Below are 15,279 nucleotides of genomic sequence, written 5' to 3' on the forward strand. Positions count from 1 at the left end.
AACGCAGGTCAACTGGCGATGGCTTGTTGATTGTTGTTGAGAGCGTTGGGTGCGCCGAATTCGGCGGACAAAGCCTTCGTCGCGCCGACGAGCTCATCACGCAGCAGCGCGATGTGTTCTTCCGTCGCCCGCATCAAGGGCATCGACGCGCTGATGCCGCCGATCACCGTACCCGCTTGGTCGCGGATCGCCGCGCCGATGCAGAGCACGCCCGGCAGGAACTCCTCGCGCTCGAGCGCATAGCCGTTGCGGCGCACGTGCCGCAGCGACTCGAGCAATACCGGGAATTCGGTGATCGTGTTGTCGGTGCAGCGCTTCATGCCATGCGCGAGGATACGATGGATCTCGTCCTCGGGCAGCCAGGCGAGGATCGCCTTGCCCATCGAGGTGGCGTGCGGCGCATCCATCTTGCCGATCTTGCCGGTGTCGACACGCACGGCATGACGCGCGGCGCGAACCGCGAGCGTCACGATGGAGTCGCCCTGCAAAGCCGCGAGATGCACGGTCTCGCCCGTCGCGCGGTTGACGGCCTCCATGTAGGGCTGCGCACGACGTGGCAGATCGACCTGAAGGCAGGCGTGGCCGAGATAAAGAATGCGCGCACCAAGGGCGTAGAGACGACGGCCCGGCACTTTCGCGACGAAGCCGCGCTGAATGAGCGTCGCCAACAGGTGATGGCAGGTCGAGATGTTCAGACCCGTCCGGTTGGCGAGATCGGTCAGCGTCGTTTCGCCCCCCGCCTCGGCAATCGTTTCGAGCAGGAACAGCGCGCGGTCGACGGATTGGATGCTGTGGCGTTCGCCTTCAGCGCGCGGGCGTGGCGGCCGAGCTTTTGCACCCGGCCCAGGCAGGATTGTTGCGTCCATTGGTTGTTTTCTCCCTGACCGTTAGCGTCATCGCACCGCCGGGGAGAGTCAAGACAGTTTCAGTATGAGGAACTGCGATTTCTATTGGTGAAATAGTTACAAAAGGCCCGCAATGCGGGCCCTTGGAAATTTTGCTTGTCGGATGAACTAGCTGACGAGCCCAAGATCGAGTTCGATCGCCCCACAGAGCATCTGTCCGATGGCGATATGCATTTCCTGAATACGCGCCGTGGTGTCGCAGGGCACCACCAGGACATGATCCGCGACGTCACGAAGATCGCCGCCGTCCTTGCCGCCAAAGGCGACGGTGACCAAACCCAGCGCTTTCGCACGCTTGAGCGCCGCGAGGACGTTGGGACTTTTGCCCGATGTGGAAATGCCGATCGCGACGTCGCCCGGCCTACCAAACGCTTCGATCTGCCGCGCGAAAATCTGATCGAAGCCGAGATCGTTGCCACCCGCGGTCAGCACGGATGTATCAGTGCTGAGCGCGAGAGAAGGAATGGGCGCGCGGTCCTTCTTGTAGCGCACGACCAGTTCGGCCGCGAGATGCTGCGCATCCGCCGCGCTGCCGCCATTGCCGAAGAACATGATCTTGCCACCGGCCCGCACCGACGTGACGCAGGCCGCGAGCACTTTCGCAAAAGCATCGCCAAGCGCCGCTTCCGTGCGGCGCGCGGCCTCATGGTGTTCGGTGAATTCGGCTTTCCAGAAGGCCGCCACGTCCATTGCTCGAACCCTCCTCAGGCCGCTTCACCGCGGAATTCGGGCACCGCGTCGCGCAATAAATTGTAGATCGCCGTGCGTTCGTTGCGCGCGAGTCCCTGCTCGAGCGCCACAACCCAGCCGCGGATTGCTTCCATCGAGGGCTGGAACGGCTTTGCGGCAACAATGCCGGGAATGCCGATCTCCGACATCTCCTCGCCACGCGCGAACAAGATCTCGTGCAGCCGTTCGCCCGGCCGCACGCCGGTGAATGTGATCTTGATGTCGCGCCCCGGCTCCAGCCCGCTCAGGCGGATGATGCGCTCGGCAAGATCCACGATCTTCACCGGCTGGCCCATGTTGAGCACGTAGACCGACACATCGCGCGTCTCCTGACGCAGGGCATGCGTGGCGGCAGTGATGACGAGATCGCAGGCCTCGCGGATGGTCATGAAGTAACGCACCATGTCGGGGTGCGTGACCGTCACCGGTCCACCCGCTTCGATCTGTGCCTTGAACTTCGGCACCACCGAACCGTTCGATGCGAGCACGTTGCCGAAGCGAACCGAGATCATGCGCGTCGACGGCTGGCCGTTGCCCTTGCGCGCAAGCTCGTGATCGAGCGCCTCGCAATACATCTCCGCCAGCCGCTTGGTGGCCCCCAACACCGATACCGGTTCGATCGCCTTGTCGGTGGATATCATCACCATGGCGGACGCGCCGGACGCCGCCGCGGCGTCGGCCACGTTCATCGAGCCGAAGACGTTTGTCTTGATGCCTTCGTCCCAATCGAGCTCCAGCAACGGCACGTGCTTGAGCGCGGCGGCGTGGAAAACGATGTCGGGCTTGAAGTCGCCGACCAGTTGCATGATACGCTGGCGATCGCGGATATCGGCGATACGGCCGACGATATCGGCCTCGCTCTGCTTGCCGCGCAGCGACTCCAACACGGCATGCAATGCCGGCTCGGAGTTCTCGATCACCAGCAGGCGCCCGGCGCCGAAGGTGACAACGCGCTCGCAGATCTCCGAGCCGATCGAGCCACCGCCGCCGGTGACGACGATCGCTTTGCCGGCAACGAAATTCTCCAAGCGCTGATAGTCGATCTTCACGCTCGGCCGCAGCAGCAGGTCTTCGACCGCGACCGGCTGAAGCTGGACCGCCGTCGCGCCGCCGTCGAGCGAGGGCAACTGGCTCAGCGTGACGCCGAGCCGGCGCGCCCTGATCAGCAGCGCTTCCGGGCGCGCCTCCGGGTTGAATACCGATGGAGTCAGCAAGAGACGCGTCACGCGACTGCCGCGCCCCTCGAGGTCGGCAACCACTTGCTCAAGATCCTCGATATCGCCGAACACCTGGATGCCGCGGATCGCCTGACCGCGATCGTTGCGCGCCGGCGACAAAATGCCCACCGGCCAGATCTTCTTCACGGCACCGCTTTCGATCGCACGTAACAGCACCTCGGCGTCGGCGGCGCGGCCGAGAATCAATGTCGGCGTAGCGTCGGCGACCCGCACGCGCTGCAGCGTCTGCGCATAGTGGAAATAGCGATAGGCAACGCGGGTCCCACCAAGCAGAAACATCTGCAGGAACCAGTACAGCAGGATGGTGACCTTGCCAAAGAAGAACGTGCCGTAGAAATTCGGCGCGAGCAGCACATAATCGAGCGCCAGCAGCGACACGGCGAGAACCGTCGACGCTTTGAAGATGTTGAACAGGTCGGGAACGGACGTGAAGCGCCACTTGTTCTGATGCAGGCCGATGACGAAATAGACGATCGCGGCATAGATCACGAAGAAGGGCAGAAACAGCTTCAAGCCGGTGACCCGCGCGTCCAGGCTGTCGCCCTCGAAGCGCACCAGGAAGGTCAGCACGATGGCCGCCGCGGTAGCCACCAGATCGTGCAGAACGATTAGATACTGACGCGGCGTGAGCCTCTGAAACCGTCTCATTCGGCGGGCTTCCAGGTCTGACGCTGCCTCACCGAGTTCGCCGGCAGGCGCAGGAACGTCGTGGCGAAGGCGTACATATACCAGCGCATATAGGCCGGCACCCAATTCAAGACCTGGAAACGGCTCGCCCCTTGTTTGCGCTCGAACCATTTCGCCGGCACGTCGGCGACCGGCCAACCGAGGCGGTGGCATTTCACCAACAGCTCGAGGCTGTAGACAAAGCCACGGTCGGATTCGACCTGGATACGATCGATCACCCGCCGCGAGAACAGGCGGAACCCGTTGGTGGCATCGCGCGTCGGCAGCCGGGCGATGTGATAGAGCGTGAAGGCGGCCGTGCGCACCAGCGCCGCCTTGAGCCAGCGGCAGCCTTCCATGCAGCCGCCCGGGATAAACCGGCTGGCGCAGACGATGTCGTTGCCCTGCTCGGCCTTGGCGACCATGGCGTCGAGGATGCCGGCATTGAAGTCGTCGTCGGCGGGAAATACCAGGACATAGGCCGCGCGGCTCTCGGCGAAGCCGGTCATCACCGCGCCGTGCGCGCCGCGGGCGCGGTTTTGCACAAACGCGATGTCCAGCCCTTCGACCTCGCCCGGATTGGCCTTGATGGTCGAGAGCGTGTCGTCATCCGGCCTGTCGTAACAGATCAGAATGCGCGACGGCGTCTTCACCTCACGGCGCAGCGCGGCGAGTGTCGCCAGGATGATTTTTCCCTCGTTGTAAACGGGGATGATGATATCGAGCCTTGCCGTCATGCTCAGTGCACAACGTTCCCGTGCTTCAGGAACCCCCATACGTCGATCACGGGCTTGTCCTTGAAGTCGGCAGAGGCATACGCCGAATGCGGCGTGCACAAAATCATGATGTCGCTGCGCTCGATGACCTGCTCGAGCGGCAACAGCGAAGGATCGGTCGTTACGAACGGATCGGTGCTCAGAACCTCGCGCGCACAGACTTTCAGCGCACGCTTGACCTTATAGCTGAGCGAGGCGCGCGTGTCGTCGATCTCCGCCTTGAACGCCATGCCGAGAAGACCGACGGTCATGTTGGCGAGATCGTAATTGCGCCGCATGTCGTCCACGAGCTGCAACACCAGGCCTTCATTGACCTGCATGGCCGCATGGCCGAGCCCGAACTGATTGCGGGCGTAAGCGGCGAGTTGCATCGTATCCTTGAACAGACATGGTCCCGCGGAGAAGCCCGGTCCCGGCAGGCTCTTGAGCCGCGGGTAGTTCGTCTTCATCGCCTTCATGATCGCCTGGTAGTCGGCGCCAGCCTGTTTCGCGAGCATATAGAACTGATTGGTCGCCGCGAATTCGATATAGCGATAAGCGTTACTGAACAGCTTGGCGAACTCGGCTTCCTGCGGTTTGCAGATCACGATCTCGGGCGTGATCTTGCGGAAGAGATCGGCGGCTTCCTGCTCGGCTTCCGGCGACGTGCCGCTGACGATCTGCGGCATCGAGCCGAGTTCCCTGATGCCGTAGCCTTGCACCACGCGCTCGGGACAGAAGGCGATGCGATTCTTGCGGCCGAGCCGCTTGAGGTAGTCGGCAAGCCAGTCGGTGGTGCCGGGATAGACGGTCGAACGCAGCACCAGAAGCTGGTCGTCGGAAACGTGCGGCAGCAACTCGTCGATGCAGCGCTGCACATCGCCGTGCACGGGATTGAGGAACTCGTCCACCGGCGTGCCGATCGTGATGATGACGGGGCCGCGTCTGCCGATCGTTTCCGGCGACGAGGAGAAGACGAGCTTCCGGTCCGCCAAAGCCTTTTCGAGCAGCGGCTCGGCGCCGTATTCGATGAACGGCAACTTGCCCGCCCGCAGGGTCGCGAGCGTATCCTGATTGAGATCGTTGATGTTGACGGTCAGCCCGGCCTCGGCAAAGGCGAGCACCAGGGGAATGCCGACATGGCCTGCGCCGCCCACCACGGTGAGATCGGCCAAGGCGGTCTCTTCCCCGGCGGCAGCAAAAGCCTTGGTCGACGAATAATTCACGCGGCACCTTCAACTGATTGCAGGCGAGCAAAGAGACGAAACGGCGCCCCTGGGGCGTCCCGGTCCCCCGGGCGCAAATATCGCCGTTTTGCAGGCGGTTAGGTAGCAAATAGCCGACCCGGGCAAAAGGGGATTTCCCACCCTCGCGGGGCTGCCCCCCTGCTCTATCCTACCCGATCAAGCGGCCGAACGCCGGCTGCCGCTCAGAAAATCGGCATAAGCCGCCGCGAGCCCCTCACGGAGCGGCGTTTTCGGCTGCCAGCCCAGCGCGGTGAGACGCGAACAATCCAGGAGCTTTTTCGGCGGACCGTCGGGCCGCCGGGTGTCGAAAACGATCTGACCCGGATACCCCACGATATCGCGGACCAACTCTGCGAACTCCCGGATCGTGATGTCCCTGCCCGCGCCGACGTTGAGGAAGGTGGCGCCGGAATAATGCTTCATAATGAAGACGCAGGCATCGGCGAGATCGTCCGCGCTCAGAAACTCCCGCCTGGGCGTGCCTGTGCCCCACACCTCGACGGTCGGCGCGCCGCTCAGCTTGGCCTCGTGAAACCGGCGGATGAGCGCGGCCGGAACATGGCTGTTCTGCGGATGATAATTGTCGCCGGGTCCGTAAAGGTTCGTCGGCATCGCGGAAACGAAATCGGCGCCGTGCTGCTTGCGATAGGCTTCGCACATCTTGATGGCCGCGATCTTGGCGACGGCATACCACTCGTTGGTCGGCTCGAGCGGGCCGGTGAGCAACGCTTCTTCCTGCATCGGCTGCGGCGCCATCTTCGGATAGATGCAGGATGAGCCGAGATTGAGCAGTTTTCTGACGCCGACCTCGTGCGACGCGCGGATCACATTCAGCGCGATGCCCAGATTGTCGACGATGAAGTCCGCCGGATAAGTATCGTTGGCATAAATGCCGCCGACCCGCGCCGCCGCCAGGAAGACGGCGTCAGGCTTGTGCTCCGCCAGCCACTGTTCGGTGTCGCTCTGACGCGTGAGATCGAGCGCGCGGCGATCGGCCGTCAGGATTTCGCAGTCTTCACCTTGCAGCCTTCGCACGATGGCCGCGCCGGCCATCCCGTTATGCCCAGCCACAAAGACCCGCTTGCCTTTCAGGTCGAACAGGAGTGGCGGCGTCATTGGCGATCTCACGGCGGAAACGATCCGCCGTCGTACCGCAAAGCGCCACGCGCTGTAAATGCGCCGGATTGCGCGGATTTTCCGCGATCAGACTGCCGGCTCTTTCGCGAGCGACGCCTTGATCCCTTCCTGGGTCAGGAGCTGCTCGAAATAGGCGATGGTGCGCGCCAGCCCCTCTTGAAGCTGCGTTTTCGGCTGCCAGCCAAGATGCTCCTGCGCCTTCGAGATGTCGGGGCGACGCTGGCGCGGATCGTTCTCCGGCAGCGGACGGCGCACGATCTTAGAGCGGGAGCCGGTCATCTCGATGACCATGGTGGCAAGCTCGAGGATCGTGAACTCGGTCGGGTTGCCGATGTTGATCGGGCCGGTCACGGCGTCGCCGGTGCCCATCAGGCGCATCAACCCGTCGACCAGGTCGTCGACATAGCAGAACGAGCGCGTCTGCGAGCCTTCGCCGTAAACGGTGATGTCGCGGTTGAGCAGCGACTGCACGATGAAGTTCGACACCACGCGGCCGTCATTCGGATGCATGCGCGGGCCGTAGGTGTTGAAGATGCGCGCCACCTTGATACGCAGCTTGTGCTGCCGGTGGTAATCGAAGAACAGGGTCTCGGCGCAACGCTTGCCTTCGTCGTAGCAGGAGCGCGGGCCGATCGGGTTGACGTGACCCCAATAGTCTTCCGTCTGCGGATGCACGTTCGGATCGCCGTACACTTCCGACGTCGAGGCCTGCAGGATCTTCGCCTTCACGCGCTTGGCGAGACCGAGCATGTTGATGGCGCCGTGCACGCTGGTCTTGGTCGTCTGCACCGGATCGTGCTGATAGTGGATCGGCGAAGCCGGGCACGCGAGATTGTAAATCTCGTCGACCTCCACGTAATACGGAAAGGTCACGTCGTGGCGGACCAGCTCGAAATGCTTGTGGTCGAGCAGATGCTCGACGTTCTGCCGCGTGCCGGTGAAGAAGTTGTCGAGGCAGAGGACGTTGGCGCCCTGTTCCAGCAGCCGCTCGCACAGATGCGAGCCGAGGAAGCCGGAGCCGCCGGTAACCAGCACCCGCGGCTGGAGATGCATGATGCGGCCGGGATCGTTTACCGGAACCGTGGCGGGAAGGCGCGCTGATGCGGCCGGTGCCAGCGAGGGGGATAGAAGGCTGGGGAGATCCTGACCGGCGGTCCGCTTCGCCGTCGCCGCCGACTTGCTGCTCGCACGCTTACCAGCCCCACGCTTCGCCATCAGACGACCCCTGAATTGCCCGTTTACCGAGCAGTAACCACATTCCCTTACCAATTGGTTACCAATCGGGTTCCATCCGGCCATTATGAGCGCTTTCCGAGCCCATTTTGGCCTTCTGGCGGGCTCGGTCAGCGCTCTTGCATGCTGGGGGGCCGCATGCCAAAGGCTGGGCCGGGCGGCTATCGGTCGCGTAAGGGGTCATTGCGTCGATGCGACGCTATTTGCCGTTGCTGCTGAAAGCGGCCGTTTCCATCCTGCTTCTCTATTTGTCGCTGCGCTCGGTGCACGTGGAAACTGTGGCGACGCGCCTGAGCCAGTTCGATCCGCTCTGGATCGGCGGCGCGCTGGTGCTGCTCACGCTGCAGGTTGGGCTCCTGGCCATACGCTGGCGCGAGATTGCCGCCGTATCCGGCATCAACATCGCTTTGCCGCCGATCACGCAAATCGCCTTCATTGCGAATTTCTTCAATCAGGTGCTGCCCTCGAGCGTGGGCGGCGACGCCGCACGGGTCTGGCTCCTCGGCCGCAGAGGCGGCGGGTGGGCCAGCGCGACCTACTCCGTGCTCATCGATCGCGTTGCCGGCGTACTCATGCTGGCGTTGATCGTGATCGCGTGCCTGCCGTGGACCCTGACTTTGATCCATGACGCACTCGCGCGCGCGGTGCTGCTGTTGATCGGCGGCGGGGCGATCGTTGGCGCGCTGGTGTTCATCGGCATCGGCATGTTGCCGCGCCGCTGGTTCGACCGGTTCATGGTGACGCGGCACCTGGCCGAGACGTCACGCGCGGCGTGGCGGTTGTGCCGCATGCCCAGTGCGGCGTTGATCGTCACCATCTGCTCAATCGTCATTCATATCATGACCGTCACCGTCGCTTGGTGCTGCATGAAAGCGGTCGCGGCGCCGGTCGGTTTCGCACCGATCTTGTTCCTGATGCCACCGGTGCTGTTGATCGCGACCGTGCCGATCTCGATCGCGGGCTGGGGCGTGCGTGAAAGCAGCATGGTCGTGGCATTCACGTCGGCGGGCCTCGCGCCGAGCGACGGGCTGATGCTGTCGATTCTGTTCGGCGCCACCAGTTTCGTTGTTGGCGCATTGGGCGGACTGGTGTGGATCGCGAGCGGCGTGAAAATCGGCCGACTGCCGCGCGCGAGCGAAGCTGTCGCCGACGAGCCATGATGCGTCCGGCCGCCTTTCTCGACCGCGACGGCGTGCTCAATGTCGACCACGGCTATGCACACCGTCCCGAGCAACTCGACTGGGTGGCGGGTGCGCCCGAGGCCGTGCGACTGTTGAACGAGGCCGGCTATTACGTGATCGTCGTCACGAACCAATCGGGCGTGGCGCGCGGCTATTACGACGAAGGCGCGATTCTTCGCTTCCACGCCTATATGCAGGAGCGTCTCGGCGAGCACGGCGCGCGCATCGACGCTTTTTATTATTGCCCTCATCATCCGCGCGGCAGCGTCAAGGAATTCGCCGTCGACTGCGCTTGCCGCAAACCCCTGCCCGGCCTGCTCGCCCAGGCCGTCGGCGATTGGCCCGTCGACCTGTCGCGTAGCTTTATGATCGGCGACCGGGATAGCGACATTGCCGCCGCCGCAGCCTTCAACATTCCCGGCATCAAGTTCGATGCCAATACGCAGTCTTTGCCGGCGCTCGTCCGCCAGGAAATCGCTGCGCGCGATCGATAGATCGGCGCGCCGCCATAAGCGGCCACGCCAACCCGCCCATACCCCGCCCCACGCCGTTACACCCACCCCGGATCGCTCCACCTTCTGAAAAGATATATCTTGCGTCATATCGAAATCGGCCCTATCTACGATGCATCAAAAGATATATCTTTCTATGATATATCTAAACTGCTGAAAACACAGGAGTTCTCATGTTTGGACGACAATTTGAAGGTCGCGAGGGCCGCTTCGGCGATCGGGATGAGCGCCACGAACGCCATTGCGCAGGCAGGCACGGGCGGGGAATGCACCGCGGATTTGGCCGGCATCGTTTCGGCGGCCGTCATGGCGGCGACGACGAGATGATGCACGCGGGTCGCATGCTCGCCCAAGGCGATCTGCGCCTGATTGCGCTCAGGCTGATCGAAGGCCAGCCACGGCACGGCTACGACATCATCAAGGCGCTCGAGGACACGACGTCGGGCTGGTACTCGCCGAGCCCCGGGATCGTCTATCCGACACTCACTTATCTGGAAGAGGTCGGCTACCTCACCTCACAGCCGGAAGGCGCCAAGAAGCTCTACACCATCACCGATGAAGGCCGGGCGCATCTCGCCGAGAACAAGGACCTCGTCGACGCGGTGATGAAGCGGCTGACCTTCATCGGCGAAAAGGCCGCGCGCATGCGCGAGCGCATGGAAAGCGAGCAGGACGGCGAGCGCGGCGGTCGCTGGCAGCTCGTGCGTGCCGCGTTCGACAGCATGCGCGAAGCCGCCCGCGAGCGCCTCAAGAACGATCCCGATGCGGAGGCGAAAGTCGTGGAGATTCTGGCGCGCGCGGCGAACGAGATCCGCAAGCTGCAATAACGGACCTAAGCCGTGTCCTGACGGGGCGTTTTATACCCCGTCAGCACTCATTGCCCCCAGGCTCTGAACGCCTCTTCGAAGGCGCGCGAGCCGGGGGTACCCTTCTCCACCGCGAGAATGGCGCGCTTGCCGCTGGTATAGACGATCGGAATGTCGAACCAGTCCCGCTCCTTGAGGAGCTGGATATTCCGCTGCAGGTCGATATCGACCGCCGACAAGCCGATCAGAAAATAACCGTTGGTCACCTTCACCGCGAGACCGGCGAGCGGCACGCCGCGCGCCTGCTCGTTCTGCTTCATCAGCACGCCGGGTACATTGCCGATGCCGCCTTCGGAGAAGTCGGCCGGCAGCGTGAACATGATCTCGATGGTGTGGCTCGCCGGCAGCGCCTTGTCGGTGTTGCGGCGAAGCGACCAGACCATCCGCAGGTGCCGTTCGGGAATTTCCACGTCGGCGCGGATGGCGAGCTCCGGCGGCTGGCCCGGGCCGGGCGACACGGTTTCCGTGCGCCAGATCGCCGAGCCGACATAGCGCTTGCCTTGCGGGTCGTTGGGATCTTCGTCGTACAGCACGACCTTCTGCGCCACCGCCGCGGCCGGCGCGTTGGCGCTGGTGCCTTGGTCACCGCCGATACGGTCGGTGATTTTCGGCTGGCCGGCGGGCTGCGTCGGCTGCTGCTGTTGCGCGACCGGCGCCGGGCTGCTCGAGCGCATGCTGGCGACCATCGAGGAGATGGCGCCGCGCTGCCAGTAGCCGATGCCGACGACGCAGATGATGCCGATGACGACGGCGGCGATGACGGCAATGCGGCCCCAGTTCGGCGCCGGGCGCGTATAAATGTCGTCGTCGCCATACTGCTCGGCCGGCGGCGGCGGCCAGCTTTCCGGCAGCGGCTCCTCCGGCTTCGGCTCGCGCTTCACCGCGCGCGGCAAAGGTTCCTCCGGCTCGGCCTTGGCTTCGTAAGGCGACGGATGCGGGGCACCATGATGCGGTGCGTAAAGCGACGGCTCCTCGGCCGGCTCTTCCGCGGGCGGATCGAAATAGTGGGCGGGCGACGGCTCGGGCTGCTGCCCTTCAACCTCCGCCATGGTCTCGCGGAAATTGCGCAGCGCCTGATCGCGCAGCGACGGCGGTTCTTCCGCCGGCGGCTTTACCGGGGCCTCCGGCATCGCCCGGCGGACGGCCTCCGCCTCCACCTGGCGAATCGCCTCTTCGAGCGCCAGGCGCTCGCGCGTGATTTCCGCCTCTTCGAGCGGCGGATCGACGCCGCGGAGCTGATTGACCAGCGCCGTGCGCGCGCGCTCGTACAAGGCGCGGCGGGTCTCGCCTGTGCTGTTGTCGAGTCCGTCAACCGCGCGTGCGATCAGGGGGTGATAGTCAGCCATTCCGCGTCATATGCTCGAGCATGAGGAGAGTGCTCTTCGCCCCGCATGATGTCTTTTTTCCGCAATCATGTCTCGAAAGGATTCTTCATCAGAATCGTGTCTTCGCGTTCCGGGCTGGTGGACAGGAGGGCGACGGGGCACCCGATCAGCTCTTCCACCCGGCGGACATATTTGATGGCCTGCGCCGGAAGCTGCGCCCAGGAGCGCGCGCGGGCCGTGGGTTCTTTCCAACCCGCGATGGTCTCGTAGATCGGCTCGGCGCGCGCCTGCGCCAATTCGCCGGCCGGCAGATAGTCGATCTCGCGGCCGTCGAGCCGGTAACCGACGCAGACTTTGACCTCCTCGAAGCCGTCGAGGATGTCGAGCTTGGTCAGCGCAATGCCGTCGATGCCGGAGGTGCGCACCGTCTGGCGCACCAGCACCGCGTCGAACCAACCGCAGCGGCGCGCGCGGCCGGTGACCGTGCCGAACTCGCGGCCACGCTCGCCCAGGATCTTGCCGACCTCGTTGTGCATCTGGTCGGTCGGGAACGGCCCCTCGCCCACCCGCGTCGTATAGGCCTTGGTGATGCCGAGTACGTAGTCGATGGCGTTGGGGCCGAGGCCCGAGCCGGTGGCCGCTTGCGCTGCCACCGTATTCGACGAGGTGACGTAAGGATAAGTGCCGTGGTCAATGTCGAGTAGCGAACCCTGCGCTCCCTCGAACAGGATGCGCTTGCCTTCGCGTCGGCGATCGTCGAGCAACGACCACACAGAATCCATATACGGCAGCACTTTCGGTGCGATCGCCGCGAGATGGTCGTAGATTTCCTTCGGCGCCAGCTCGGGCATGTTGTTGCCGCGGCGCAGCGCATTGTGGTGCGCGAGGAGCCGTTCGATCTTCGGACCAAGCGAGGGCAGATCGGCGAGGTCCATGAAGCGGATGGCGCGGCGGCCGACCTTGTCTTCATAGGCCGGACCGATGCCCCGCTTCGTGGTGCCGATACGCGCCGACGAGTTTTCGCGGATGGCCTCGAGCTCGCGGTGCAGCGGCAGGATGAGAACAGCGTTCTCGGCGATGCGCAGATTTTCCGGGCTGACCTTGACGCCCAGCTTTTCGAGCGCGGCGATCTCGTCGATCAGGGCCTGCGGGTCGATGACGACGCCGTTGCCGATGACCGACAGCTTGCCCCCGCGCACGACACCGGATGGCAGCAGCGACAATTTGTAGGTCTTGCCGTCGATCACCAGGGTATGACCGGCGTTATGGCCGCCTTGAAATCGCACGACGATGTCGGCTTGCTCCGACAGCCAGTCGACGATCTTGCCTTTACCCTCGTCGCCCCATTGCGAGCCGACCACAACAACATTCGCCATCAGGATCTTTCCCTGCCGTATGCCCCCGGACACGCTCAGCCGGGTGCCGCCGGCCAGGTGCACCTTCGGATAAAGGATGCAGGCGGCCGAGGCAAGGCAGCGCGGCCCCGATCAGGGCCGGACGGCTGGGTACTTTACCTGACTTTTCAACAAGCTACCGGCCCGCAGCGGGGCTCCTGGCCTAGGACTGCAGCACATAGTGCCCCGGCGCGGCGGCCAGCGGCCCGTCGGCGGAAGGAAAACCGGGAGGCGGCACCGGGCTACCTGAGTGCGCCGACACCCAGCCGGCCCATTCCGGCCACCAGGAGCCCGACTTCGTCGACGCGATGCCGAGCCAAGTATCGGGGTCGACGTGCAGGGCATCGCCCGGCGTGGTCATGACCCGGTAGTGGCGACTGCGGTGGTTGGGCTCCGAGACGATGCCGGCGTTGTGACCGCCCGAGGTCAGGAGATAGGTGACTTCGGTCTCGGTCAGCCGGTGGATCTTATAAGTCGACCGCCAGGGGGCGACGTGATCGCGCTCGGTACCAACGGCAAAAATTGGCACACGGATGTCGGTGAGCGACACCGGCTTGGCGCCGACGACATAGCGGCCTTCGGCAAGCTCATTGTCCAGGAACAGCTTGCGCAGATACTGCGAGTGCATGCGGTAAGGCATGCGCGTGGCGTCGGCATTCCACGCCATCAGGTCGATCATCGGCTCGCGCTCGCCCATCAGATAATTGCGCGTCAGATAGGACCAGACGAGGTCGTTCGAGCGCAGCATCTGGAAGGCGCCGGCCATCTGCGTGGTATCGAGGAAACCCTGCTCCCACATCATGTCTTCGAGGAACGCGAGCTGGCTTTCGTTGATGAACAGCATCAGTTCGCCGGCCTCGGTGAAATCGGTCTGCGCCGCGAGCAAGGTCAGCGACGTCAGGCGGTCGTCATTGTCGCGCGCCATGGCCGCGGCGGCGATCGACAACAGCGTGCCGCCGATGCAGTAGCCGACGGCATGAACCTTCTCGTTCGGAACAATGGCGTTGACGGCATCGAGCGCGGACATGATGCCGAGCGTGCGATAGTCGTCCATATCGAGGTCGCGATCGTCCTCGTCCGGATTCTTCCACGAGATCATGAAGACGGTGAAGCCCTGTTCGGTCAGGTATTTCACCATCGAATTGTGCGGCGACAGATCGAGAATGTAGTACTTCATAATCCAGGCCGGCACGATCAGCACCGGCTCGGGCCGCACCGTCTCGGTCGTCGGCGCGTACTGAATGAGTTCGATCAGCCGATTGCGATACACGACCTTGCCCGGCGTTACCGCCACATCGCGGCCGACGACGAAGTTCTCGGTGCCGACCGGCTTCTTACCGCTGACCTTGCGTTGCCAGTCCTCCAGCATGTTCTGGAAGCCGGTGACGAGGTTCTTGCCGCCCTGCTCGAGCGTGCGCTGCATTACCTCCGGATTGGTCAGCAGGAAATTCGACGGCGACATCATGTCGAGGATCTGGCGCGACATGAACTCGACGACGTTCTCATGCTGCTTGCTGACGCCGCGCATACCCGTGGTGGCGTTGTGCCACCATTGTTGATTGAGCAGGAAGCCCTGATACATCAAATTGTAGGGCCACTTCTGCCATGCCTCGCCCGCGAAGCGCCGATCCTGCGGCAGCGGCTCGATGCATGGCGCAAGGCCGCCCTCGTGATCCACGGCGCACTGCGCCGCGTATTGCGCGAAGCGCACACTCTTGCGCACCGCCTTGTTCACGAGTTGCAGACGTTTGCCCGGGCGGCTGGCGAGATGAACCAGCCAGTCAACATAAGCCTGCATCATCGCCGTCGGCGACAAGCCCATGGTGAGATGCGCAATGGCGGCGTGCTGCGAGCGGTCGATGATGTCGGCGAAAGCCGTGAGGGCGTAGGGATCGCGCTCGTCGCGCAGGGGTAAGGGCGCGATCGCCGGCGCCGGTAGCTGCGGCACCGTGATCACGGATAACGCGTCGGATTTCGTCAGCGTGCTGTGTTCGGCCATGGGCGCACGTTAGCGGCGTTACCACCCTCGCCGCATGACCTAGGTCAAAATCGCGACCCGCGTGTGACCAAAGCAAAAAAAGAACCCGCCGG

The 15,279-nt window shown here is 63.8% G+C and carries 14 protein-coding genes; 4 read left to right on the forward strand and 10 right to left on the reverse strand.

Annotated elements, in window-relative coordinates; translation table 11 throughout:
• Positions 1 to 8 precede the first annotated feature (8 nt).
• The 7 genes from DW352_RS12765 to DW352_RS12795 all read right to left on the reverse strand — a co-directional run bounded on the left by DW352_RS12765 (position 9) and on the right by DW352_RS12795 (position 7,730).
• Entirely contained in the window at positions 9 to 866 is an 858-nt protein-coding gene (locus DW352_RS12765) for an IclR family transcriptional regulator (protein ID WP_115691684.1), read from the reverse strand.
• Between the two features lie 147 nt (positions 867 to 1,013).
• Positions 1,014 to 1,595 carry a D-sedoheptulose 7-phosphate isomerase gene (locus DW352_RS12770; RefSeq protein ID WP_115691685.1) on the reverse strand — a complete coding sequence of 194 codons (582 nt, stop codon included), beginning with the start codon at positions 1,593 to 1,595 and terminating at the stop codon, positions 1,014 to 1,016.
• Between the two features lie 14 nt (positions 1,596 to 1,609).
• Positions 1,610 to 3,520, reverse strand: a complete 1,911-nt coding sequence (locus DW352_RS12775; RefSeq protein ID WP_115691686.1) for a nucleoside-diphosphate sugar epimerase/dehydratase — start codon at positions 3,518 to 3,520, stop codon at positions 1,610 to 1,612.
• Positions 3,517 to 4,275, reverse strand: coding sequence for a glycosyltransferase family 2 protein (locus DW352_RS12780; RefSeq protein WP_162826931.1), 759 nt, complete (start codon positions 4,273 to 4,275; stop codon positions 3,517 to 3,519). Before DW352_RS12780 ends, DW352_RS12775 begins: the two co-directional genes overlap by 4 nt.
• 2 nt (positions 4,276 to 4,277) lie before the next feature.
• Positions 4,278 to 5,519: a nucleotide sugar dehydrogenase gene (locus tag DW352_RS12785; protein WP_210209976.1), complete on the reverse strand. Its 1,242-nt coding sequence runs from the start codon at positions 5,517 to 5,519 to the stop codon at positions 4,278 to 4,280.
• Positions 5,520 to 5,696: 177 nt separating this feature from the next.
• Positions 5,697 to 6,656 (reverse strand): GDP-L-fucose synthase, encoded by a 960-nt coding sequence (gene fcl / locus DW352_RS12790; protein WP_115691688.1) that lies wholly within the window; start codon positions 6,654 to 6,656, stop codon positions 5,697 to 5,699.
• Between the two features lie 87 nt (positions 6,657 to 6,743).
• Entirely contained in the window at positions 6,744 to 7,730 is a 987-nt protein-coding gene (locus tag DW352_RS12795) for a UDP-glucuronic acid decarboxylase family protein (protein ID WP_115691689.1), read from the reverse strand.
• 371 nt (positions 7,731 to 8,101) lie between these two features.
• Between DW352_RS12795 and DW352_RS12800 the strand changes: the two genes are divergently transcribed.
• From DW352_RS12800 to DW352_RS12810, 4 genes are all read left to right on the forward strand, one after another.
• Positions 8,102 to 9,070 (forward strand): lysylphosphatidylglycerol synthase transmembrane domain-containing protein, encoded by a 969-nt coding sequence (locus DW352_RS12800; protein ID WP_115691690.1) that lies wholly within the window; start codon positions 8,102 to 8,104, stop codon positions 9,068 to 9,070.
• Positions 9,001 to 9,585: a D-glycero-alpha-D-manno-heptose-1,7-bisphosphate 7-phosphatase gene (locus DW352_RS12805; protein ID WP_245434425.1), complete on the forward strand. Its 585-nt coding sequence runs from the start codon at positions 9,001 to 9,003 to the stop codon at positions 9,583 to 9,585. Before DW352_RS12800 ends, DW352_RS12805 begins: the two co-directional genes overlap by 70 nt.
• A 99-nt stretch (positions 9,586 to 9,684) precedes the next feature.
• Entirely contained in the window at positions 9,685 to 9,930 is a 246-nt protein-coding gene (locus DW352_RS27345; protein WP_245434426.1) for a hypothetical protein, read from the forward strand.
• Positions 9,927 to 10,430 carry a PadR family transcriptional regulator gene (locus DW352_RS12810; protein WP_342634901.1) on the forward strand — a complete coding sequence of 168 codons (504 nt, stop codon included), beginning with the start codon at positions 9,927 to 9,929 and terminating at the stop codon, positions 10,428 to 10,430. The genes DW352_RS27345 and DW352_RS12810 overlap by 4 nt, the downstream gene beginning before the upstream one ends.
• Before the next feature lie 47 nt (positions 10,431 to 10,477).
• Here the strand turns inward: DW352_RS12810 and DW352_RS12815 are convergent, their stop codons facing one another.
• From DW352_RS12815 to DW352_RS12825, 3 genes are all read right to left on the reverse strand, one after another.
• Positions 10,478 to 11,815 (reverse strand): hypothetical protein, encoded by a 1,338-nt coding sequence (locus DW352_RS12815; protein WP_115691693.1) that lies wholly within the window; start codon positions 11,813 to 11,815, stop codon positions 10,478 to 10,480.
• 65 nt (positions 11,816 to 11,880) lie between these two features.
• On the reverse strand, positions 11,881 to 13,170 hold the full coding sequence (locus DW352_RS12820; protein ID WP_115691694.1) for an adenylosuccinate synthase: 1,290 nt from the start codon (positions 13,168 to 13,170) through the stop codon (positions 11,881 to 11,883).
• 181 nt (positions 13,171 to 13,351) lie between these two features.
• Positions 13,352 to 15,187, reverse strand: a complete 1,836-nt coding sequence (locus tag DW352_RS12825; protein WP_115691695.1) for a PHA/PHB synthase family protein — start codon at positions 15,185 to 15,187, stop codon at positions 13,352 to 13,354.
• Between the last annotated feature and the right edge of the window lie 92 nt (positions 15,188 to 15,279).

Source organism: Pseudolabrys taiwanensis (genome assembly GCF_003367395.1).
Classification (GTDB): Bacteria; Pseudomonadota; Alphaproteobacteria; order Rhizobiales; family Xanthobacteraceae; genus Pseudolabrys; species Pseudolabrys taiwanensis.